Below are 21,938 nucleotides of genomic sequence, written 5' to 3'. Positions count from 1 at the left end.
TGATTAACATCACAAAAATAAGTCTACGCTTCATCTTTTAAACGATCAACAAAAATGAGATATACATCACAAAATTTTTAAACCCGCTTTTTAATTTTGCTTTTTCTGAAACGAAGCCATAAAAAAAGCCAGCCTGGAAACCAGACTGGCTTTTTAACGTTCAAGCCGGTGTTACATCGCTTTTTTGGTCAACTCGATAACGCGCAGTTTAGCGATCGCTTTGGCCAGTTCCGCAGACGCCTGAGCGTAGTCCACGTCACCATGAGAGCTCTTAATGTGCTCTTCAGCCTTACGTTTCGCTTCCAGGGCTCGCGCTTCGTCGAGATCCTGGCCACGAATTGCCGTATCAGCTAGAACGGTCGTGCTACCCGGCTGCACTTCAAGAATGCCGCCTGACAGGTAGATAAATTCTTCGTGACCGTGCTGCTTAACGATGCGAATCATACCAGGCTTAATGGCGGTGAGCAGCGGCGCGTGCCCCGGGTAAATACCCAGTTCACCTTCACTACCCGTTACCTGGATTTTCTCGACCAGACCAGAGAACATTTGTTTCTCTGCGCTGACGACGTCCAGGTGGTAAGTCATTGCCATATCACCCTCCGATTAAGGCGTTAAAGTTTTTTGGCTTTTTCCACGGCTTCGTCGATAGAACCGACCATGTAGAACGCCTGCTCCGGCAGGTGATCGTATTCGCCTTCCATGATGCCTTTAAAGCCACGGATGGTGTCTTTCAGGGAGACATATTTGCCCGGAGAACCGGTAAATACTTCTGCCACGAAGAACGGCTGGGACAGGAAGCGCTGAATCTTACGCGCGCGAGCTACCACCAGTTTATCTTCTTCAGACAGTTCATCCATACCCAGGATGGCGATGATGTCTTTCAGTTCCTGATAACGCTGCAGGATGGACTGAACGCCACGAGCGGTGTCGTAGTGCTCCTGACCAACAACCAGCGGATCCAGCTGACGGCTGGTGGAGTCCAGCGGGTCAACTGCCGGGTAGATACCCAGAGAGGCGATCTGACGGCTCAGTACCACGGTTGCGTCAAGGTGCGCAAAGGTGGTGGCTGGAGACGGGTCAGTCAAGTCATCCGCAGGTACGTATACCGCCTGTACGGAAGTGATTGAACCGGTTTTGGTCGAGGTGATACGTTCCTGCAGAACGCCCATCTCTTCCGCCAGGGTCGGCTGGTAACCTACCGCTGAAGGCATACGGCCCAGCAGTGCGGATACTTCAGTACCGGCCAGGGTGTAACGGTAGATGTTATCCACGAACAGCAGAACGTCACGACCTTCGTCACGGAACTTCTCAGCCATGGTCAGGCCGGTCAGCGCAACGCGCAGACGGTTTCCCGGCGGCTCGTTCATCTGGCCATACACCAGGGATACTTTATCGATAACGTTGGAGTCGGTCATTTCGTGGTAGAAGTCGTTACCCTCACGAGTACGTTCACCTACGCCCGCAAACACGGAGTAACCGGAGTGCTCGATCGCAATGTTACGGATCAGCTCCATCATGTTTACGGTTTTACCTACACCCGCACCACCGAACAGACCAACTTTACCGCCCTTCGCAAACGGACACATCAGGTCGATAACTTTGATGCCGGTTTCCAGCAGTTCCTGAGAGTTTGACAACTCTTCGTAGGAAGGTGCTGCACGGTGGATAGCCCAACGCTCTTCTTCGCCGATGTCGCCTTTCATGTCTACCGGTTGGCCCAGTACGTTCATGATACGACCCAGCGTGGCTTTACCTACCGGGACTTCGATCGGGTGCTCGAGGTCTTTTACTTCCAGACCGCGACGCAGACCGTCGGAAGAACCCATGGCGATGGTACGAACAATACCGCCGCCGAGCTGCTGCTGAACTTCCAGCACCAGCTTCTCACTACCATTTTGCACCTCAAGAGCCTCGTACACGCGCGGTACGGCATCCTGAGGGAATTCGACGTCGACCACGGCGCCGATTACCTGGACAATTTTTCCAGTAGCCATCTTGAATCCTCTACGAATTAACCTGGTTATACCGCGGATGCTCCACCGACGATCTCGGTGAGTTCCTGAGTAATGCTGGCCTGACGAGCTTTGTTGTATACCAACTGCAGCTCTTTAATCAGGCTGCCGCCATTGTCGGTCGCGGCTTTCATCGCCACCATACGTGCGGCCTGCTCGCTGGCCAGGTTTTCTACCACACCCTGATAAACCTGAGATTCCACATAACGACGCAGCAGGGTATCCAGCAGCGCTTTCGGATCGGGTTCATACAGGTAATCCCAGGATTTACGCTTCAACTCACCCTCTTCTGAAGCCGGTAACGGCAGCAGCTGAGTAATGGTTGGAACCTGAGACATGGTGTTAATAAATTTGTTGCTGACAATATACAGCTTGTCCAGACGGCCTTCATCGTAGGCCTGCAACATCACTTTTACCGGACCGATCAGTTCGGACAGGGAGGGGTTATCCCCCATACCCGTCACCTGGGCGACAACATTACCGCTAACGGAATTAAAGAACGACACGCCCTTCGAGCCGATCATTGCGAGTTCGCACTGAACGCCTTTATCGGACCATGCTTTCATTTCCGCCAGCAGCTTTTTGAACAGGTTAATGTTCAAGCCACCGCACAGACCACGGTCGGTAGACACCACCAGGTAGCCCACGCGTTTAACGTCGCGTTCTTCCAGGTAAGGGTGCTTATATTCCAGATTACCGTTCGCAAGGTGACCGATCACTTTGCGCATGGTATCTGCATATGGACGGCTGGCCGCCATGCGCTCCTGCGATTTACGCATTTTGGAAGCGGCGACCATTTCCATCGCTTTAGTGATCTTTTGCGTGTTCTGGACGCTTGCGATCTTACTACGTATCTCTTTTGCGCCGGCCATGAGCTTCTCCTCAATGCCTTGCGGCCTGCCCTAGAGCAAGCCGCCAGACTTTACCAGGATTGGGTTGCTTTGAAGGAATCGAGGATGCCTTTCAGCTTGCCTTCGATTTCGTCGTTATAGCCACCGGACTGGTTGATCTCTTGCATCAACGGAGCGTGATCACGGTCGACGTAAGCCAGCAGAGCGGCTTCAAAGCTACCGATTTTCGACAGCTCGACATCCGCCAGATAACCACGTTCTGCCGCGAACAGAACCAGAGACTGCTGCGCAACGGACATCGGCGCATACTGTTTCTGTTTCAGCAGTTCGGTCACTTTCTGACCGTGGTCCAGCTGCTTACGGGTTGCATCATCAAGGTCAGAGGCAAACTGCGAGAACGCCGCCAGTTCGCGATACTGTGCCAGAGCGGTACGAATACCACCGGACAGTTTCTTCATGATCTTGGTCTGAGCTGCACCACCAACGCGGGATACGGAGATACCCGGGTTAACCGCAGGACGAATACCAGAGTTGAACAGGTTGGTTTCCAGGAAGATCTGACCATCGGTAATGGAAATTACGTTGGTCGGAACGAACGCAGAAACGTCACCCGCCTGGGTTTCGATAATCGGCAGCGCGGTCAGAGAACCGGTTTTACCTTTCACTTCACCTTTGGTGAAAGCTTCAACGTATTCGACGTTAACACGTGCGGCACGCTCCAGCAGACGAGAGTGGAGGTAGAATACGTCGCCCGGGAATGCTTCACGTCCTGGCGGACGACGGAGCAGCAGGGAGATCTGACGGTAAGCAACGGCCTGTTTAGACAGGTCATCATAAATGATCAGCGCATCTTCACCGCGGTCGCGGAAGTATTCACCCATAGCACAACCGGCATACGGCGCCAGGTATTGCAGTGCGGCAGATTCAGATGCGGTAGCAACCACAACGATGGTGTTAGCCAGCGCGCCGTGTTCTTCCAGTTTACGTACCACGTTAGAAATGGTGGACGCTTTCTGGCCGATAGCTACGTAGACGCACTTGATGCCGGAATCACGCTGGTTGATGATGGCGTCGATGGCCAGAGCGGTTTTACCCGTCTGACGGTCGCCGATAATCAGTTCACGCTGTCCACGACCGATTGGGATCATGGCATCAACGGATTTATAACCGGTCTGCACCGGCTGATCGACGGACTGACGTTCGATGACGCCCGGTGCGATAGCTTCAACGGCGGAGAAGCCGTCGTGCTCCAGCGGACCTTTACCATCAATCGGTGCACCCAGGGTGTTAACCACACGTCCCAGCAGGCCGCGGCCAACCGGAACTTCAAGGATACGGCCAGTACATTTAACCTTCATACCTTCGGCGAGGTCAGCGTACGGACCCATCACAACGGCACCTACGGAGTCGCGCTCCAGGTTCAGTGCGATAGCGTAACGGTTACCCGGCAGAGCGATCATCTCACCCTGCATACAATCGGCCAGGCCGTGAATGCGGATAACACCGTCACTTACAGAAACGATAGTACCTTCGTTATGAGCCTCGCTCACAACATTGAACTGAGCAATGCGCTGCTTGATCAGTTCGCTGATTTCGGTGGAATTCAGTTGCATGCTCCAGTCCCCTTAAGACTGCAAGACGTCTGCAAGGCGTTCAAGACGGCCGCGTACGCTACCATCAATGACCATATCACCCGAACGGATGATTACGCCTGCCATTACAGACTTATCGATTTTGCAATTCAGCTTAACTTTGCGTGACAGACGTTTTTCCATCGCGGCGGTAATTTTCGCAAGCTGTTCGTCACTCATTTGAGCGGCAGAAATAACTTCTACCTCTGCGGTTGCCTCACTGGCAGCGCGCAGGTGAATGAACTGCTCGAGAACATCAGGGAGCGCATTCAGACGACCATTTTCAGCCATTACCCGAATCAGGTTTTGGCCATTTTCGTCCAGTTGCTCACCACAGACCGCGATAAACACATCAGAGAGCGTTTCTGGCGCCAGTGCGCCGGAGAGTAGCTCTGTCATTTGTTCGTTTTTCGTCACTTCAGCGACAAACGCCAGCATATCCTGCCAGCGTTCAACGCTGTTGTGTTCGACGGCAAAGTCAAAAGCTGCTTTGGCGTAGGGGCGAGCTACCGTTACAAATTCAGACATCAGCCCCTCCCTCCTTACAGTTCAGCGACAAGTTTATCCACGATGTCGCTGTTAGCAGCTTCATCCACGGAACGTTCGATGATCTTCTCGGCGCCAGCAACAGCCAGGATAGCGACCTGCTTACGCAGCTCCTCACGAGCACGTTTACGTTCGGCATCGATTTCAGCCTGCGCCTGTGCGACGATTTTGGTGCGTTCCTGTTCTGCTTCCGCTTTTGCTTCGTCCAGGATCTGAGAGCGACGCTTGTTCGCCTGCTCGATGATTACCTGGGCTTCCGCTTTCGCTTTTTTCAGCTGGTCGGTCGCGTTGGCCTGTGCAAGGTCCAAATCTTTCTTAGCGCGTTCTGCAGAAGCTAAACCGTCAGAAATTTCTTTCTGGCGCTTTTCGATGGCAGCCATTAACGGCGGCCATACATACTTCATGCAGAACCATACGAAGATAACAAACGCGATGGCCTGGCCGAGGATTGTTGCGTTCATGTTCACAGCACAATACCTCTTAAAAAATAACTCTGTGGCTTAGGTTTCTTTCGAACAACTTACTACGCGACGGCGAACATCACGTACAGACCCAGACCTACAGCGATCATCGGGATAGCATCCACCAGACCCATAACGATAAAGAACTGAGTACGCAGCAGAGGAATCAGATCCGGTTGACGCGCTGCGCCTTCCAGGAATTTACCCCCGAGGATGCCGATACCGATCGCAGCACCGATTGCCGCCAGACCCATCATCACAGCGGCAGCCATGTACAGCAGATCCATATTCAGGTTTTCCATGACAGTCTCCAGTTTGTTTCAGTTAAAACGTAGTATGTTGGTAAAAATCAATGCTCTTCAGATGCCATCGACAGATAGACGATCGTCAGAACCATGAAGATGAAGGCTTGCAGCGTAATAATCAGGATGTGGAAAATGGCCCATGGCACATTCAGAATCCACTGTGACCACCACGGCAACAGGCCAGCAATCAGAATGAAAATCAGCTCACCGGCATACATGTTGCCGAACAGTCGCAGACCCAGTGATACAGGTTTTGACAGCAGGCTTACCCCTTCAAGGATTAAGTTGACAGGAATGAACGCCCAGTGATTGAACGGCTGCAGGGTCAGTTCTTTAACGAACCCGCCCACGCCTTTCATTTTGATGCTGTAGAAAAGAATCAGGATAAATACGCCAAGCGCCATCGACAGGGTGATGTTAACGTCAGCTGACGGCACCACGCGCAGAGCAGGCAGACCGAGAACGTGTTCGCCGATCCAAGGGATAAAGTCGATAGGCAGCAGATCCATCAGGTTCATCAGGAATACCCAGACGAACACGGTGAGGGCCAGCGGAGCAATGACCTTGCTCTTGCCATGATACATATCTTTGACGCTGCCATGGACGAAGCCGATGATCATCTCAATAAAGGTCTGGAATTTACCAGGTACGCCGGTTGTCGCCTTTTTAGCCACGCTGCGGAACATAAACAGGAATAACAGACCGAGCACCACTGAGAAAAACATGGAGTCAATGTTGAGCGTCCAGAAGGTGGCCGGGGGGTTGTGCGGATCCACCAGCGAGAATGTACGCAGGTCCAGCTGAAGGTTATTCAGATGGTGGCCTATGTAATCCTGCGGCGTCATATTTTCTGAAGCCATGATGCCTTTTACCCTTTGTTGTTAATTACAGCTGGCGCCAGAACTTGTACCACCAGCACCAAAACCCACGTCACTATCAGCGGCAAAAATACCACTTTCAAAACCGCCAGCGCCATCGCCAGAAAGGCGAAGGTCAGCAACACCTTGAAGGCTTCGCCGATGGCGAAGGACCAGGCCACTCGGCCTCTAGCTGGTGTATGCGCCTGATGACGCCAGGCAAAAATCATAAATATCACGTTTGGCAAAAGAACCGCCAAACCTCCACTCACCGCGGAGATGCCCCAGAAAGGGTCTTTGAGGCTGAACAGCAGTCCACTTGCTATTACTGCCAGTAACTGAATAAACAGAAGCTTACGAGCAACGTTTCGACTCAAGAGCGACACTGACATCACGTTTTTACTCCTGCTCCCTTCGAGGTATGTCGCGTGTCGTATAAAACGTCCTTTAAGACGAAGAGTCAAGCATCAAAAAGCGGACAAATTATACGGTGACGCCCCGTGATTTCAAACAATAAGTAGCAAAATAGTGAATAAATGTTTAATTATTTTCCGACAGACAACTTTTCATGCATTTCACCGTTCTGTGAGCCGTCATGCAAAACTGCAAATACCGCGAAAAATCGGCAATTAAAGCGTGCATCAGATCACATAATAAACATTTTCCGCAAAATCGAATTAATTCTGTACATAAAACTCGATTTTTTATCCTTTTGATATTCAACATAAAAAGTAGGTATTCTTTCTAAAACAATCCCATATACAATAAAAACCTTTTATTGACATTCATAATAAATTTTTAACATCGATATGAACGACAAGCAGCGAGATTTTTAGCGCACTGATATTTTCAATGTTGACTATTCTGCAAGTAAAGTAACCGCACAAAGTTAACGGAAAGAAAAACCCTGGTAACCCCACGGTTAAAGACAGTCCGATAATACCCTGCCGTGACTTTTATTTTTGTAACATGCACGGCCCGTCTTTTTTTCACATTTTTTGATAAAAATTAAATCATTTTTGGCTGAATCACCACAAGGTGACGCTCTCCTTCCAGCTGAGGCACATGCAGTTCGACAACATCCTTAATGACGAACCCTTCCGGTAGATTTGCCATTTCATCTTCCTGCGCTAACCCTTTGAGCGCATAGAAGTGACCGTTCTCCGCGGGTAAATGATGGCACCAGCTCACCATGTCATTCAGCGACGCAAATGCGCGGCTAATAACGCCATCAAACGGCGGCTCTGCCGGGAACGCTTCCACGCGGCTTTGTACCGGGGTGACGTTATCCAGTTTTAGCTCATGCTGGACCTGGCGGAGAAAACGTACTCGCTTGCCAAGGCTGTCTAACAGGGTGAAGTGGGATTCAGGACGCACGATAGCCAGCGGGATCCCCGGCAGGCCTGGGCCCGTACCGACATCGATAAAACGCGTTCCGTTAAGGTATGGCGCAACAACAATACTATCGAGGATGTGGCGTACCAGCATCTCGTCAGGATCGCGAACCGAGGTCAGGTTATAGGCCTTATTCCACTTATCCAACATGCCAACATAGCCGACAAGCTGGTTTTTCTGGTGATCGGTAAGTGAAATACCTGCTTCATCAAGCAGACGAGAAAGTTTGTTGAGCACGATCGGTACCTGTTTAAAAACAATGAGCCCGGAGGCGATTCGCTTACCGGGCTGAGAAATTAACCTGGCGGACGTCAGATGCGTATCCGCCAATGTATCGTTCAGTGGAAAATCAGGCGCTACGGCGCAGCATTCCCTGCTTTTTCAACCACACCAGCAAAATCGAGATTGCCGCAGGCGTAATGCCGGAAATACGCGATGCCTGCCCTATCGAAGACGGCTTATGGTCGTTCAACTTGGCAATGACCTCGTTCGACAGCCCATTCACCTGGCGATAATCAAGCGTAGCAGGCAGCAACGTGTTCTCGTTGCGCTGTTGTTTCTCGATTTCATCCTGCTGGCGCGCGATGTAGCCTTCGTATTTTACCTGAATTTCGACCTGTTCCGCCGCTTGCTTGTCCTCAAGACCCGGCGAGAACGGCGTCATCTGCACCAGCTGTTCGTAGGTCATTTCCGGACGACGGAGCAAATCTTCACCGTTAGCTTCACGGGATAAAGGCGCCGTCAGATGAGCATTCACTTCCGCAGCGCTTTCCGCCAGCGGATTAACCCAGCTGGCTTTCAGGCGCTGACGTTCACGTTCAATGCTCTCAAGCTTCTGGTTGAAACGCGCCCAGCGTTCGTCATCCACCAGACCCAGTTCACGGCCTTGTTCGGTCAGGCGCAGATCGGCGTTGTCTTCACGCAGCATCAGGCGGTATTCCGCACGAGAGGTAAACATGCGGTACGGTTCTTTGGTACCGAGAGTACAGAGATCGTCTACCAGGACGCCAAGGTAAGCCTGAGAGCGGCCCGGCGCCCATCCCTCTTTCTCGGCGGAGAAACGAGCTGCGTTGAGGCCGGCAAGCAGGCCCTGAGCGGCAGCTTCTTCATAACCGGTAGTGCCGTTAATCTGGCCGGCAAAGAACAGGCCATGGATAAATTTACTTTCCAGCGTCGGTTTCAGGTCACGCGGGTCAAAGAAATCGTACTCAATAGCGTAGCCAGGACGAACGATTTTTGCATTTTCCATCCCCTGCATTGAGCGGACGATTTGCATCTGGACATCGAACGGCAGGCTGGTGGAGATACCGTTTGGATAAATCTCGTTGGACGTCAGTCCTTCCGGCTCGAGGAAGATCTGGTGCTGGTTGCGATCGGCAAAGCGCATGACCTTGTCTTCGATCGAAGGACAGTAGCGCGGGCCGATCCCTTCAATCACGCCGGCATACATCGGGCTGCGATCGAGGTTGTTACGGATCACGTCATGGGTTTTCTCGTTGGTATGCGTAACATAGCACGGTACTTGACGCGGATGTTGAGAAGCATCCCCCATAAACGAGAAGACCGGCATCGGATTATCGCCGTGTTGCTGTGCCAGAACGCTGAAATCAATCGTCCTTGCGTCGATGCGCGGCGGGGTACCGGTTTTCAGGCGGCTGACGCGCAGCGGCAGTTCACGCAAACGACGGGACAGCGGGATCGACGGAGGATCGCCTGCACGGCCGCCGCTGTAGTTATCGAGACCAATATGGATCTTACCGTCAAGAAAGGTTCCGACGGTCAGTACTACCGCTTTGGCGCGGAATTTAAGCCCCATCTGGGTGACGGCGCCGACAACACGATCGTTCTCAACAATCAGATCTTCCACCGCCTGCTGGAAGATCATTAAGTTAGGCTGGTTTTCCAGCGCGGTCCGTACGGCCTGGCGGTACAGCACTCGGTCTGCCTGAGCGCGAGTCGCCCGTACGGCAGGGCCTTTGCTGGCGTTTAGTATCCTAAACTGGATACCTGCATGGTCAATGGCCTTCGCCATCAGGCCGCCAAGCGCATCCACTTCTTTTACCAGGTGTCCTTTCCCAATGCCGCCAATCGCCGGATTGCAGCTCATCTGCCCCAGCGTGTCGATATTGTGTGTCAAAAGCAGAGTCTGTTGACCCATTCGCGCTGCGGCCATCGCGGCCTCAGTGCCTGCATGACCCCCGCCAATGATGATGACGTCAAAAGGATCCTGATAAAACATGGTGGTATGCCTCGCATAAAGCGGTTTGAAAATAGATTGAAGCCCGGGCCGTGGATTCTACTCAACTTTAGCCTTTCGAGAAAGCGCCGGGATCCTGAGTATTAAAAAGAAGATCTTTTATTTAGAGATCTGTTTTATTGTGATCTCTTATTAGGATCGGCTTGTCTTGTGGATAAGTCAGATCCGCGGTTTAGGATCAACCGTTTAAGAAGGATCGCTTTCTGTGAATGATCGGTGATCCTGGTCCGTATAAGCTGGGATCAAAATGAAGGGTTATACACAGCACAAAATTCAGGCAACGGTTATACTTTGGATAACTACCGGTTGATCCAAGCTTTTAAGCATAGTTATCCACAGAAGAAAGTATGATCTTTACAATTCTCAGAGCAAGTTTTTCCAGGATCCCAGCCAAATCTCGGCCGGATCTTCCGGAATTTCATGTTCGAGGACGTTAATTTTTAGCGTTTCACCGATCTGTTTTGCCCCGCAGGCTTTGAGCGCAGTCTCGAGCTTATCAATCGCTCCGCAGAAGGTATCGTATTCGCGGCTACCAATGCCGATTGCGCCAAAATGGACTGCAGAAAGATCGACCTGCTTCTCCTGAAGCGCTTCATAGAAGGGCAGCAGGTTATCGGGAATATCCCCGGCGCCATGAGTAGAAGAGATAACCAGCCAGATCCCCTGCGGCTGCAGATCTTCGATCAGCGGTCCGTGCAGGATAGTCGTGCTGTGACCAGCCTCTTCCAGCTTTTCCGCCAGATGTTCTGATACATATTCTGCGCTACCCAGCGTACTGCCGCTGATAAGAGTTATCTCTGCCATGATCGCCCGCTCCACTATTCAGAGTGGCGTATTGTACGCTGTGAGCGAGCTGGGATCTACCTGTGGAAAAATGTGGGATTAAAAAGCCCGATCATGGGCGGATGGTGCGCATAATCGGGTTTTGCAGGACGATCAGCGTTTCAGTGGACTGAATTTCATCAATTGTTTGGATCTTGTTGATAAGTACATGCTGGAGCGCGTCAATCGATCGGCACATCACTTTTATAAAGATGCTGTAGTGCCCGGTGGTGTAATACGCCTCGGTAACCTCATCCAGACTGTTTAACCTCGCCAGCGCGGAGGGGTAGTCTTTCGCGCTCTTCAGAATAATGCCGATAAAGCACCCCACATCGTAACCCAGCTGCTTGGGGCTGACGTCGATACGCGCGCCGGTAATAATTCCGGCCTGCTTCATTTTCTCTACACGAACGTGAATGGTCCCCGGGCTGACGCCAAACTGTTTTGCCAGTTCAGCATAGGCGGTACGCGCATTGGCCATGAGGGCCTCAAGGATGCCGCGGTCCAGATTGTCGATCTGATAATTTTCCATAGGTTTTTCTTATGAAGTTTGACGAATATTTCTATTTTAGCCGCAAATTTTAATGAATCAAAATCGATGCAGGCTTTTTGTTGTTGGATTATTGAATTGCAGCGCTGTTTTGTTGCTTAATCAATGGCAACAGGACGCAGGAGTTATAAAAAATGAAAACCGCATACATCGCAAAACAACGCCAGATTAGTTTCGTTAAGTCACACTTTTCCCGCCAGCTTGAAGAGAAGCTCGGCCTGATCGAAGTCCAGGCGCCGATCTTAAGCCGCGTGGGCGATGGGACGCAGGATAACCTCTCTGGTTGCGAAAAAGCGGTTCAGGTTAAAGTGAAAACACTGCCAGACGCCCAGTTCGAAGTGGTTCATTCACTAGCGAAGTGGAAGCGTCAAACCCTGGGACAACACGACTTCAGCGCGGGCGAAGGGCTGTACACGCACATGAAGGCCCTTCGCCCCGATGAAGACCGGTTAACCGCCATCCATTCCGTCTACGTTGACCAGTGGGACTGGGAGCGCGTAATGGGGGATGAAGAACGCCACTGCGGCACGCTGAAAGCAACCGTTGAAGCGATCTATGCCGGGATCAAAGCCACCGAGGACGCCGTCAGTAAAGAGTTTGGCCTCACGCCGTTCTTGCCGGAGACGATCCACTTTGTTCACAGCCAGGAGCTTTTAAGCCGCTATCCGGATCTCGATGCCAAGGACCGCGAACGAGCGATCGCGAAAGAGCTGGGCGCGGTATTTCTGATCGGTATCGGCGGTAAGCTTTCTGATGGCCAGCGCCACGATGTTCGCGCGCCGGATTACGATGACTGGAGTACGCCTGCCGCTGAAGGCTATGCGGGCCTGAACGGCGACATTCTGGTATGGAACCCGGTTCTGGAAGATGCCTTCGAACTCTCTTCAATGGGGATCCGCGTGGATGCCGAAGCGCTGAAGCGTCAGCTGGCGATGACCGGCGATGAAGATCGCCTGAAGCTGGAATGGCACCAGGCGCTGCTGCGCGGAGAGATGCCGCAGACGATTGGCGGCGGCATTGGCCAGTCTCGCCTGACGATGCTGCTTCTGCAGCTGGATCACATCGGCCAGGTGCAGTGCGGCGTGTGGCCAACCCAGGTTCGTCAAAGCGTTGCCGCGCTTCTTTAATCAGTGATTAACGCCGCCAGCGTCGCAGCAGGCGGCTACGCAACCCGGTATCAAAGCGCCAGATATGATCGAAAACGCGCATAATGCCGGGCTTGCCGTGTACCGACATCGCCACCGCATGAAAACGATGTTGATGTTTATGCTGTAGCTCCCCCACCTTATTGATCACCTCATCCGGCAGGCGCTGGGCGATAAAATCGGAAATCACCACCGCATCAGCATCGACCCACTGCGGATTCTGCATACGCTCAATCACTGCCCGGAAGCAGCTGGCCAGATCGGTGCCGCCGCGAAAACGCTGGCTTAAAAAACGAATTGCCTGCTCCAGCCCCTGCGGGCCGGTGAGTTCGTAGTGCACCACTTCGCTGGAAAACAGCATAATGAAGCAGCGGCGGTTATCCGCCAGAGCGACCCGCATCAGCGCCAGACAAAACGCCTTGGCGCACTGTTCATTGAAACCGCCCATTGAGCCGGAAGTATCGACGCAGACGATAAACGGCCCGCGCGGCTGTTCGTCAACGTCCTGGCGCGTGACCGGCCGTTCGGTGATCTTTTCCTTCCACGCATCGCCGTGTAGCCGATAGGTCAGCAGCTGCTTTTCAACCAGCTTGCGGTAGAACTCAAACTCCAGCTCGGTAATGCCGAGAGTGGCCAGCTCTGGCGGCAGCAGACGCAGAATATCGTCGCTCTGCTGAAGCCCGTCGACCTGCTCCGGCACGGTGGCCGGTTCGCGCACCAGGCTGCGGAAGGTCTCCATCGGCGCATCTTTTTTCGGCACCGCTTTCGCTTCACGCGAGCGTCCCAGTTGTTCAGCTAGCTGCATGAGCTCAGGTTGTTGAGTTAAAAAATCCCCGTAGCGAACGATCAGCTGATAATCGCCGCGCTTCAGCTCTCCGGCGCTCATGTCCCACAGATGCCCAGCCGCATTGTCATTTTCCACCAGCACCGGCTCCAGCTGGCCGCTGAGGGTCATGCGCTCCTGAACTTCGCTCAGCAGCTGATCGCGCTCTTCATCCAGCAACTGCTGATTAAGAGAGGTTGCCTGCACCACCAGGCTCAGGCGCCAGCGCTGGAGGAATAACGTGTGCAGCGCCGGTGTAAAGGTGCTGTTGTCATCCACCAGCTGCTGCGCCTGGCTGGCGAACGGGGAGTGCAGCTTATGCAGCTGGCTGAGAATTTGCGGCAGCTGGACGATAAACTGCGAGGTGGAAAGCCGCTGTGACTGCTGATAGCACTGAACTTCGGCATCCAGTTCGGGCGGGACGTTGGTCTCTTTTAGCCGCGATCTCACCGCTTCCCGCCAGCGAGGAATGTCGGCGGCGATAATATTTTTAAGCCGTGGAAATTTTTCAAAGAATACCGCGAGCTGAGGTGCCGCCAGCAGCGCCAGCAGCATCTCATCGATCATGCCCTCTTCGCCGACTGCCAGCATGACATTCAGCATGTCCAGGGTCATGACTGGCGGGCCTGTTTGATCTGCGTTCCTACGTCCTGCAGGCTGGCTTCAATCCGCCCCAGCCACTCGCCGGGGATAAACAGACATTTTTGCTGTTCGCTGAAGCGGTTATGTTGCTGATGCCATTCGTCGTCCAGCGCCTCCAGCTGCTGCCGGATTTCGGCGGGCATATTTTCCCGTGATTCACTACCGGGTAGGGAGAGCCGCGATCCCTGTAAGCTGACGTCGCGCACGACCAGGTGCTGGCTGGTATCGACATCCATATTCAGCTGCTGGGCAAAACCAATACCGTTGAGCTTGCCGCGGATCTCACCGCCTTTCTCCAGCCAATGAGCGAGCTCTTCACGAACGAACGTAATATGAATGACTTCCAGATCGTGCAGTTTGAGCGGCTGCTGGAGAAGCAGCGTTAGCGTCGAATCCTGTACTTCAGCAGGCAGTTCATAATGAGGTTTCCGGCTAAACATCCCGCCGAGACGCGTGACTTTTAGCGCGGTTTTATCGCTTTGCTGCTGTTGAAGCTGAATGCGCCGCTGGATTATCGACCCCAGACGAGTGAGCATCGCCTGCTGCTGCCAGGCGTGGCTGGTCATTAAGGTCTCCAACTGCGCGGACATCAGGTTCATTGTCTCAACGTTGTGCCACAGGCAATCCTTCAGCAGGATCAGGTCTATTGGCGCAATGGTGTCGCGGCCGCTGAAAAAGGCGCTGGCCTGCAGCAGACGAATGGCCTTTTTCCAGCGACGATCTGAGACGTAGGGCGCGTTCGGCAGCGTATCCAACTGCTGGCGCAGCTGGAATATGAGTTCAAACACGCTGTCCGGTAGCTTCACGTTGCCGATATCCTGCTGCCATTGCAGGAACTCCTCGTCGCTGACCTGCAAATTCGCCGGGACAGGATTACTGTTCTCGTCCTGCTGGCTTATCAGCATTGAGCGGAAGTTAGTTTTATCCTGTACCTTATCCAGCCATAACCGGATAAGCATACGGTCGTATAAGGCTTCCAGGCTATTGTCCGCCTCCGGGAGTTCGTTCGACGCCGCCACCAGCAGGCGCATGGGGATTTTCTCTTCGGTTGCCCCGTTGCGGAAATGGCGTTCGTTTATCGCTGTCAGTAGCGTATTGAGGATCGCCGGGCCCGCTTTCCAGATCTCATCGAGAAAAACAATTTCGGCTTCCGGGAGATAGCCGGCGGTCAGACGCTCGTAGCGCCCTTCATCTTTCAGCGCCTGGATGGAGAGCGGGCCAAAGACCTCTTCCGGCGTGGAGAAGCGGGTCATCAGGTATTCAAACGCGCGGGCCTGCTGGAAGGCGAACTTGAGGCGACGGGCAATCAGGCTTTTGGCGATCCCCGGCGGCCCCAGCAGAAAAACGCTCTCGCCGCTGAGGGCGGCAAGCAGGCAAAGGCGTATTGCGTGGCTGCGTTCGAAGAGTCCTTTTTCCAGCGCGGCGCTGAGCCGGGAAATTCTTTCTGCCAGTAAATGTGATTGAGCCATAATAGAGTTGCGTGCTTTTTAGAATGTCGTTGTTAGGTCGAGTATAGATGTTTGATTAGGGGTGGTAATAGCCTGAAGAATCGATTTATTTTCTTTGAGTCAGGTTAAGATGATGTCAGTTAGGGGTACGATTCAGCAAATAATCGTGCATACTGTGCGCCTTTTTGTGGGCCAAGGGACTAGGCACACATTTGTTTTATAAACGAAAAGACTAGTCTATGAGCACTGATAATAAACAATCGCTGCCGGCAATAACGCTGGCGGCAATCGGCGTGGTATACGGCGATATCGGCACCAGCCCACTGTATACACTTCGTGAATGTCTGTCAGGCCAGTTTGGCTTTGGCGTTGAGCGTGATGCTGTTTTTGGCTTCCTGTCGCTCATTTTCTGGCTGTTAATTTTCACCGTATCGCTCAAGTACATCACCTTCGTGATGCGGGCAGATAACGCCGGTGAAGGTGGGATCCTGACGTTAATGTCGCTGGCGGGGCGTAATACCTCCGCACGTGCGACATCGGTACTGGTGATCCTTGGGCTTATCGGCGGCAGCTTCTTTTATGGCGAGGTAGTGATTACGCCTGCCATCTCGGTGATGTCGGCGATAGAAGGGCTGGAAATTATCGCTCCCGACCTGGATACCTGGGTTGTGCCCATCTCCATTATTGTTCTGACACTATTATTCGCCATTCAAAAGCACGGTACCAGCATGGTGGGCAAGCTGTTCGCGCCGATTATGCTGATCTGGTTCCTGCTGCTGGCGGTGCTGGGGGCGCGCAGTATCTTCGCTAACCCGGAGGTGCTGCAGGCGCTGAACCCGTATTGGGCGGTTCATTTCTTCCTTGAATATAAAACCGTTTCGTTTGTGGCGCTGGGGGCGGTGGTGCTGTCAATCACCGGCGTGGAAGCGCTGTATGCCGATATGGGGCATTTCGGTAAATTACCGATTCGCCTGGCCTGGTTTTCGGTGGTATTGCCTTCGCTGGTGCTGAACTACTTTGGCCAGGGGGCGCTGCTGCTCAAACACCCGGAAGCAATTAAAAACCCGTTCTTTCTGCTGGCGCCGGAGTGGGCGCTGATTCCGATGCTGATTATTGCCGCCCTGGCGACGGTTATCGCTTCCCAGGCGGTTATCTCCGGCGTCTTCTCCCTGACTCGTCAGGCGGTGCGTCTGGGATACCTGTCGCCGATGCGTATTATTCATACCTCGGAAATGGAGTCCGGGCAGATTTACATCCCGTTTATCAACTGGCTGCTGTATATCTCGGTGGTCATCGTAATTGTTAGCTTTGAGCACTCCTCTAATCTGGCGGCGGCGTACGGTATTGCGGTGACGGGAACGATGGTGCTGACCACCATTCTGTTCACGACGGTGGCGCGCCAAAACTGGCACTGGAATAAGTTTGTTGTGGCGCTGCTGCTGGTGGCTTTTATGTGCATTGATGTTCCGCTCTTCTCCGCGAACCTCGATAAAATCGTCTCCGGCGGCTGGCTGCCTCTGACCCTCGGTCTGGTGATGTTTACCATTATGACGACCTGGAAGAGCGAGCGTTTCCGCCTGCTGCGTCGGATGCATGAGCATGGTAACTCTCTGGAAGCGATGATCTCTTCGCTAGAAAAATCGCCGCCGGTTCGCGTGCCGGGTACCGCTGTTTATATGTCCCGGGCGCTGAACGTGATTCCTTTTGCTCTGCTACACAACCTGAAGCATAACAAGGTGCTGCACGAGCGGGTGATTTTGCTGACGCTGCGTACCGAAGATGCGCCGTACGTACATAACGTGCGGCGCGTGCAGATTGAGCAGATTTCGCCGTCGTTCTGGCGCGTCGTTGCCAGCTACGGCTGGCGCGAAACGCCGAACGTCGAAGAGGTTTTCCACCGCTGCGGGCTGGAAGGCCTGAGCTGCCGGATGATGGAGACCTCCTTCTTTATGTCGCATGAGTCGTTGATCATCGGCAAGCGGCCGTGGTATCTGCGCCTGCGCGGCAAGCTGTATCTGCTGCTGCAGCGCAACGCCCTGCGAGCGCCAGACCAGTTCGAAATCCCGCCTAACCGGGTTATTGAGCTCGGCACTCAGGTTGAGATCTGATTATCTAAGGCCCTTCTTGATGAAGGGCTTTTTGTTTTTCTCAGCGCTTCTTCCTTTCTTTCACCTGTGTTGCGAAACGTTTCGATGACGATCACAATTCTCACATCTGGTGATGGTTTTCTGTTCTCTTATTGCTAATACTAATACCAGCGAAACGTTTCGCTAATGGAGCAAAAGAGAAAATGAAAAAAGGTACCGTCCTCAATGCTGATATTTCGTCGGTTATCTCCCGTCTGGGTCATACCGATACGCTGGTGGTTTGCGACGCTGGTTTACCGGTTCCCCGCAGCAGCACGCGTATTGATATGGCGTTAACCCACGGGGTGCCCTCCTTTATGCAGGTTCTGGAGGTGGTGACGAGCGAAATGCAGGTTGAAGTGGCTATCCTCGCGGAAGAGATTAAAACCCTTAATCCGCAGCTCCACGCGACGTTGCTCAATCACCTTGAGCAGCTGCAGCAGCACCAGGGAAACACCATTGAAATTCGTTACACCAGTCATGAGCAGTTTAAAAAAGAAACCGCAGACAGTCAGGCGGTGATTCGCAGCGGGGAGTGTTCCCCGTATGCGAACGTTATTCTCTGTGCCGGCGTGACGTTCTGAGGTCGCCGATATGGAAGCCTTATTGCAATTAAAAGGGATCGATAAAGCGTTCCCTGGCGTCAAGGCGCTCTCCGGCGCCTCGCTAAATGTCTATGCGGGCCGCGTGATGGCGCTGGTCGGCGAGAACGGCGCCGGTAAGTCCACCATGATGAAGGTGCTGACCGGTATTTACGCCCGCGATGCCGGTTCGCTGCTGTGGCTGGGGAAAGAAACCACCTTCAACGGTCCTAAATCTTCTCAGGAAGCCGGAATTGGCATCATCCACCAGGAGCTCAACCTGATCCCACAGCTGACGATTGCCGAGAACATTTTCCTCGGTCGTGAGTTTGTGAATCGCTTTGGCAAAATTGACTGGAAGACGATGTACGCCGAAGCCGACAAGCTGCTGGCAAAGCTGAATCTACGTTTTAACAGCCAGAAGCTGGTGGGCGATTTATCGATCGGCGATCAGCAGATGGTCGAGATCGCTAAAGTGCTGAGCTTTGAGTCGAAGGTCATCATTATGGATGAACCCACCGACGCGCTAACCGATACCGAGACCGAATCCCTGTTCCGCGTGATCCGCGAACTGAAATCGCAGGGGCGCGGTATTGTCTATATCTCTCACCGTATGAAAGAGATCTTCGAGATTTGCGATGACGTCACGGTCTTTCGCGATGGGCAGTTTATCGCCGAGCGCGAAGTGGCCAGCCTGGATGAAGATCTGCTGATTGAGATGATGGTTGGCCGCAAGCTGGAGGATCAGTATCCGCGTCTGGACAAAGCGCCGGGCGCGGTTCGCCTTAAGGTCGACAACCTATGCGGCTCAGGCGTGGAGAATATCTCCTTTATTCTGCGCCAGGGTGAAATTCTCGGCGTCGCCGGGCTGATGGGCGCCGGGCGTACCGAACTGATGAAGGTGCTGTACGGTGCGCTGCCGCGCAGCAGCGGCTCGGTTACCCTTGATGGGCGCGAAGTTGTCGCTCGTTCTCCGCAGGATGGCCTGGCCAACGGCATTGTTTACATCTCCGAAGACCGCAAGCGCGATGGTTTAGTGCTCGGCATGTCGGTTAAAGAGAATATGTCGCTAACCGCGCTGCGTTACTTCAGCCGCGGCGGCGGTAGCCTCAAGCATAAAGATGAACAGCAGGCGGTAAGTGATTTTATCCGCCTGTTTAATGTGAAAACGCCGTCGATGGAGCAGGCTATTGGGCTGCTTTCGGGCGGTAACCAGCAGAAGGTGGCGATCGCCCGCGGGTTGATGACCCGACCGAAGGTGCTGATCCTTGATGAACCGACCCGCGGCGTCGACGTCGGCGCGAAGAAAGAGATCTACCAGCTGATTAACCAGTTTAAAGCCGAAGGCCTGAGCATCATTCTGGTCTCTTCGGAGATGCCGGAAGTGCTGGGCATGAGCGATCGCATCATGGTGATGCATGAAGGGCATCTCGGCGGTGAATTCACACGCGAGCAGGCCACCCAGGAAGTATTGATGGCTGCCGCTGTGGGCAAGCTTAACCGTGTGAATCAGGAGTAAAAAAGATGAATAACCCGGCTGTTTCTGGTCGTCGCTACTTCACAAAAGCGTGGCTGATGGAGCAAAAATCGCTGATAGCCCTGCTGGTGCTGATTGCGATTGTTTCGACCATGAGCCCCAACTTTTTTACCGTGAATAACCTGTTCAATATCCTGCAGCAAACTTCAGTTAACGCCATTATGGCGGTAGGGATGACGCTGGTTATCCTGACCTCGGGCATCGACCTGTCCGTCGGTTCCCTGCTGGCGCTGACCGGCGCGGTTGCCGCGTCAATTGTCGGAATTGAGGTTAACGCGCTGGTGGCCGTAGCCGCTGCGCTGGCGTTAGGGGCGGCAATTGGCGCCGTGACCGGCGTGATTGTGGCGAAAGGGCGCGTCCAGGCATTTATCGCCACGCTGGTGATGATGCTGCTGCTGCGCGGCGTGACGATGGTTTATACCAACGGTAGCCCGGTGAATACCGGTTTTACCGATAATGCCGATCTGTTTGGCTGGTTCGGGATTGGTCGTCCGCTGGGGATCCCAACGCCGGTGTGGATTATGGCGATCGTCTTCCTGGCCGCCTGGTACATGCTGCACCATACCCGTCTGGGCCGTTATATCTACGCCCTCGGCGGTAACGAGGCGGCAACGCGTCTTTCCGGCATCAGCGTGAATAAAGTTAAGATCATCGTCTATTCTTTGTGCGGCATGCTGGCCTCGCTGGCCGGCATTATTGAGGTCGCGCGTCTCTCCTCCGCGCAGCCGACGGCGGGCACCGGATATGAACTGGATGCGATTGCGGCGGTGGTGCTGGGGGGGACCAGCCTTGCGGGCGGTAAAGGGCGTATTGTCGGCACGTTGATTGGCGCGTTGATCCTTGGCTTTCTGAACAACGGACTGAATTTATTAGGCGTTTCATCCTATTACCAGATGATCGTGAAAGCGGTGGTTATTTTGCTGGCGGTACTGGTAGATAACAAGAAGCAGTAACTGAGAACTCTACAGGACATCTTAACTATGAATATGAAAAAACTGGCGACCCTGGTCTCTGCTGTAGCGTTAAGTGCGACCGTAAGCGCAAACGCGATGGCAAAAGACACTATCGCTCTGGTTATCTCAACCCTTAACAACCCATTCTTTGTCTCTCTGAAAGAGGGTGCGCAAAAAGAAGCGGATAAACTTGGCTATAACCTGGTGGTTCTGGATTCACAGAACAACCCGGCCAAAGAGCTGGCTAACGTTCAGGATTTAACCGTCCGCGGCACCAAACTGCTGCTGATCAACCCAACGGATTCCGATGCGGTGGGTAATGCCGTGAAGCTGGCTAACCAGGCGAAAATTCCGGTTATCACCCTCGACCGTCAGGCATCAAAAGGTGATGTGGTTAGCCATATCGCGTCTGATAACGTGCTGGGCGGCAAAATGGCCGGTGACTATATCGCCAAAAAAGTCGGCGAAAACGCGAAGATCATTGAACTACAGGGCATTGCCGGGACGTCCGCGGCGCGCGAGCGTGGCGAAGGTTTCCAGCAGGCCGTGGCTGCGCATAAGTTTAACGTGCTGGCCAGCCAGCCGGCAGATTTTGACCGTACTAAGGGCCTGAACGTCATGCAGAACCTGCTGACGGCGCATCCGGATGTACAGGCGGTATTTGCCCAGAATGATGAAATGGCGCTGGGCGCGCTGCGTGCGCTGCAAACGGCAGGCAAATCTGATGTGATGGTTGTTGGATTTGACGGCACTCCGGATGGCGAAAAAGCGGTAAATAGTGGCAAACTGGCAGCGACCATCGCCCAGTTACCGGAGCAGATCGGCGTGAAAGGCGTTGAGACAGCCGATAAAGTGCTGAAGGGCGAAAAAGTGGAGACCAGCTATCCGGTTGAGTTGAAACTGGTCATTAAGCAATAATGTGCGATTCGGATCGGCGACGGTCCGAGGGACAACATAATAAAGAAAAGCAGGGCATGCGCCACCGGATTCCGGTGG

Annotated in this window: 21 protein-coding genes; 6 read left to right on the top strand and 15 right to left on the bottom strand. The window is 53.4% G+C overall.

Going from position 1 to position 21,938, the window contains the following annotated elements; all coding sequences use genetic code 11:
* Window positions 1–171: 171 nt before the first annotated feature.
* The 13 genes from ACE3MN_RS26640 to asnC form a co-directional block, all read right to left on the bottom strand.
* Window positions 172–591, bottom strand: a complete 420-nt coding sequence (locus tag ACE3MN_RS26640) for a F0F1 ATP synthase subunit epsilon (RefSeq protein WP_004107274.1) — start codon at window positions 589–591, stop codon at window positions 172–174.
* 20 nt (window positions 592–611) lie between these two features.
* A complete protein-coding gene (atpD, locus tag ACE3MN_RS26635; protein WP_004127025.1) occupies window positions 612–1,994 on the bottom strand; it encodes a F0F1 ATP synthase subunit beta in 1,383 nt (460 codons plus the stop codon).
* 26 nt (window positions 1,995–2,020) lie between these two features.
* On the bottom strand, window positions 2,021–2,884 hold the full coding sequence (gene atpG / locus ACE3MN_RS26630) for a F0F1 ATP synthase subunit gamma (protein ID WP_004871892.1): 864 nt from the start codon (window positions 2,882–2,884) through the stop codon (window positions 2,021–2,023).
* 50 nt (window positions 2,885–2,934) lie between these two features.
* Complete coding sequence (gene atpA / locus ACE3MN_RS26625) at window positions 2,935–4,476, bottom strand: F0F1 ATP synthase subunit alpha (protein ID WP_004127029.1); 1,542 nt, start codon at window positions 4,474–4,476, stop codon at window positions 2,935–2,937.
* Window positions 4,477–4,488: 12 nt separating this feature from the next.
* Entirely contained in the window at window positions 4,489–5,022 is a 534-nt protein-coding gene (atpH, locus tag ACE3MN_RS26620) for a F0F1 ATP synthase subunit delta (protein WP_024360534.1), read from the bottom strand.
* A 14-nt stretch (window positions 5,023–5,036) separates the two neighbouring features.
* Window positions 5,037–5,507, bottom strand: coding sequence for a F0F1 ATP synthase subunit B (gene atpF / locus ACE3MN_RS26615; protein WP_004107293.1), 471 nt, complete (start codon window positions 5,505–5,507; stop codon window positions 5,037–5,039).
* Between the two features lie 56 nt (window positions 5,508–5,563).
* Entirely contained in the window at window positions 5,564–5,803 is a 240-nt protein-coding gene (atpE, locus tag ACE3MN_RS26610; RefSeq protein ID WP_000429386.1) for a F0F1 ATP synthase subunit C, read from the bottom strand.
* Window positions 5,804–5,850: 47 nt separating this feature from the next.
* Window positions 5,851–6,666 (bottom strand): F0F1 ATP synthase subunit A, encoded by an 816-nt coding sequence (gene atpB / locus ACE3MN_RS26605; RefSeq protein WP_004127037.1) that lies wholly within the window; start codon window positions 6,664–6,666, stop codon window positions 5,851–5,853.
* A gap of 8 nt (window positions 6,667–6,674) precedes the next feature.
* The gene (gene atpI / locus ACE3MN_RS26600; RefSeq protein WP_004871906.1) at window positions 6,675–7,055 is read right to left on the bottom strand and encodes a F0F1 ATP synthase subunit I; all 381 of its coding nucleotides are present in this window, start codon (window positions 7,053–7,055) and stop codon (window positions 6,675–6,677) included.
* A 616-nt stretch (window positions 7,056–7,671) separates the two neighbouring features.
* Window positions 7,672–8,295, bottom strand: coding sequence for a 16S rRNA (guanine(527)-N(7))-methyltransferase RsmG (gene rsmG / locus ACE3MN_RS26595; RefSeq protein WP_024360533.1), 624 nt, complete (start codon window positions 8,293–8,295; stop codon window positions 7,672–7,674).
* Window positions 8,296–8,407: 112 nt separating this feature from the next.
* Entirely contained in the window at window positions 8,408–10,297 is a 1,890-nt protein-coding gene (gene mnmG / locus ACE3MN_RS26590) for a tRNA uridine-5-carboxymethylaminomethyl(34) synthesis enzyme MnmG (protein WP_024360532.1), read from the bottom strand.
* Window positions 10,298–10,678: 381 nt separating this feature from the next.
* On the bottom strand, window positions 10,679–11,119 hold the full coding sequence (gene mioC, locus ACE3MN_RS26585; RefSeq protein WP_024360531.1) for an FMN-binding protein MioC: 441 nt from the start codon (window positions 11,117–11,119) through the stop codon (window positions 10,679–10,681).
* Window positions 11,120–11,210: 91 nt separating this feature from the next.
* Window positions 11,211–11,669, bottom strand: coding sequence for a transcriptional regulator AsnC (gene asnC / locus ACE3MN_RS26580; RefSeq protein WP_004107306.1), 459 nt, complete (start codon window positions 11,667–11,669; stop codon window positions 11,211–11,213).
* A gap of 152 nt (window positions 11,670–11,821) precedes the next feature.
* On the opposite strand from asnC, the gene asnA reads away from it, so the two are divergent.
* Window positions 11,822–12,814 (top strand): aspartate--ammonia ligase, encoded by a 993-nt coding sequence (gene asnA, locus ACE3MN_RS26575; protein WP_102650127.1) that lies wholly within the window; start codon window positions 11,822–11,824, stop codon window positions 12,812–12,814.
* Between the two features lie 7 nt (window positions 12,815–12,821).
* Here the strand turns inward: asnA and viaA are convergent, their stop codons facing one another.
* Complete coding sequence (gene viaA / locus ACE3MN_RS26570; RefSeq protein WP_049131988.1) at window positions 12,822–14,270, bottom strand: ATPase RavA stimulator ViaA; 1,449 nt, start codon at window positions 14,268–14,270, stop codon at window positions 12,822–12,824.
* Window positions 14,267–15,766, bottom strand: a complete 1,500-nt coding sequence (gene ravA, locus ACE3MN_RS26565; RefSeq protein ID WP_004871927.1) for an ATPase RavA — start codon at window positions 15,764–15,766, stop codon at window positions 14,267–14,269. Before ravA ends, viaA begins: the two co-directional genes overlap by 4 nt.
* A gap of 218 nt (window positions 15,767–15,984) precedes the next feature.
* On the opposite strand from ravA, the gene kup reads away from it, so the two are divergent.
* The 5 genes from kup (at window position 15,985) to rbsB (ending at window position 21,860) form a co-directional block, all read left to right on the top strand.
* Window positions 15,985–17,853, top strand: coding sequence for a low affinity potassium transporter Kup (gene kup, locus ACE3MN_RS26560; protein WP_004871930.1), 1,869 nt, complete (start codon window positions 15,985–15,987; stop codon window positions 17,851–17,853).
* Window positions 17,854–18,035: 182 nt separating this feature from the next.
* A complete protein-coding gene (gene rbsD, locus ACE3MN_RS26555) occupies window positions 18,036–18,455 on the top strand; it encodes a D-ribose pyranase (protein ID WP_004871932.1) in 420 nt (139 codons plus the stop codon).
* A gap of 10 nt (window positions 18,456–18,465) precedes the next feature.
* Window positions 18,466–19,971, top strand: coding sequence for a ribose ABC transporter ATP-binding protein RbsA (gene rbsA, locus ACE3MN_RS26550; protein ID WP_102650126.1), 1,506 nt, complete (start codon window positions 18,466–18,468; stop codon window positions 19,969–19,971).
* 5 nt (window positions 19,972–19,976) lie between these two features.
* Complete coding sequence (rbsC, locus tag ACE3MN_RS26545) at window positions 19,977–20,942, top strand: ribose ABC transporter permease (RefSeq protein WP_004855792.1); 966 nt, start codon at window positions 19,977–19,979, stop codon at window positions 20,940–20,942.
* A 27-nt stretch (window positions 20,943–20,969) separates the two neighbouring features.
* A complete protein-coding gene (rbsB, locus tag ACE3MN_RS26540; RefSeq protein ID WP_024360527.1) occupies window positions 20,970–21,860 on the top strand; it encodes a ribose ABC transporter substrate-binding protein RbsB in 891 nt (296 codons plus the stop codon).
* Window positions 21,861–21,938: the final 78 nt, after the last annotated feature.

This window comes from Klebsiella grimontii, from assembly GCF_042137965.1.
Lineage (GTDB): Bacteria > Pseudomonadota > Gammaproteobacteria > Enterobacterales > Enterobacteriaceae > Klebsiella > Klebsiella grimontii.
This window is presented reverse-complemented; position numbering and strand designations above follow the sequence as displayed.

Excerpts from the sequence above, each read along its gene's own strand:
- ACE3MN_RS26640 (WP_004107274.1), bottom strand. The coding sequence starts at position 591 with ATGGCAATGACTTACCACCTGGACGTCGTCAGCGCAGAGAAACAAATG.
- atpD (WP_004127025.1), bottom strand. The coding sequence starts at position 1,994 with ATGGCTACTGGAAAAATTGTCCAGGTAATCGGCGCCGTGGTCGACGTC.
- atpG (WP_004871892.1), bottom strand. The coding sequence starts at position 2,884 with ATGGCCGGCGCAAAAGAGATACGTAGTAAGATCGCAAGCGTCCAGAAC.
- atpA (WP_004127029.1), bottom strand. The coding sequence starts at position 4,476 with ATGCAACTGAATTCCACCGAAATCAGCGAACTGATCAAGCAGCGCATT.
- atpH (WP_024360534.1), bottom strand. The coding sequence starts at position 5,022 with ATGTCTGAATTTGTAACGGTAGCTCGCCCCTACGCCAAAGCAGCTTTT.
- atpE (WP_000429386.1), bottom strand. The coding sequence starts at position 5,803 with ATGGAAAACCTGAATATGGATCTGCTGTACATGGCTGCCGCTGTGATG.
- atpB (WP_004127037.1), bottom strand. The coding sequence starts at position 6,666 with ATGGCTTCAGAAAATATGACGCCGCAGGATTACATAGGCCACCATCTG.
- atpI (WP_004871906.1), bottom strand. The coding sequence starts at position 7,055 with ATGTCAGTGTCGCTCTTGAGTCGAAACGTTGCTCGTAAGCTTCTGTTT.
- mnmG (WP_024360532.1), bottom strand. The coding sequence starts at position 10,297 with ATGTTTTATCAGGATCCTTTTGACGTCATCATCATTGGCGGGGGTCAT.
- mioC (WP_024360531.1), bottom strand. The coding sequence starts at position 11,119 with ATGGCAGAGATAACTCTTATCAGCGGCAGTACGCTGGGTAGCGCAGAA.
- asnC (WP_004107306.1), bottom strand. The coding sequence starts at position 11,669 with ATGGAAAATTATCAGATCGACAATCTGGACCGCGGCATCCTTGAGGCC.
- asnA (WP_102650127.1), top strand. The coding sequence starts at position 11,822 with ATGAAAACCGCATACATCGCAAAACAACGCCAGATTAGTTTCGTTAAG.
- viaA (WP_049131988.1), bottom strand. The coding sequence starts at position 14,270 with ATGACCCTGGACATGCTGAATGTCATGCTGGCAGTCGGCGAAGAGGGC.
- ravA (WP_004871927.1), bottom strand. The coding sequence starts at position 15,766 with ATGGCTCAATCACATTTACTGGCAGAAAGAATTTCCCGGCTCAGCGCC.
- kup (WP_004871930.1), top strand. The coding sequence starts at position 15,985 with ATGAGCACTGATAATAAACAATCGCTGCCGGCAATAACGCTGGCGGCA.
- rbsD (WP_004871932.1), top strand. The coding sequence starts at position 18,036 with ATGAAAAAAGGTACCGTCCTCAATGCTGATATTTCGTCGGTTATCTCC.
- rbsA (WP_102650126.1), top strand. The coding sequence starts at position 18,466 with ATGGAAGCCTTATTGCAATTAAAAGGGATCGATAAAGCGTTCCCTGGC.
- rbsC (WP_004855792.1), top strand. The coding sequence starts at position 19,977 with ATGAATAACCCGGCTGTTTCTGGTCGTCGCTACTTCACAAAAGCGTGG.
- rbsB (WP_024360527.1), top strand. The coding sequence starts at position 20,970 with ATGAATATGAAAAAACTGGCGACCCTGGTCTCTGCTGTAGCGTTAAGT.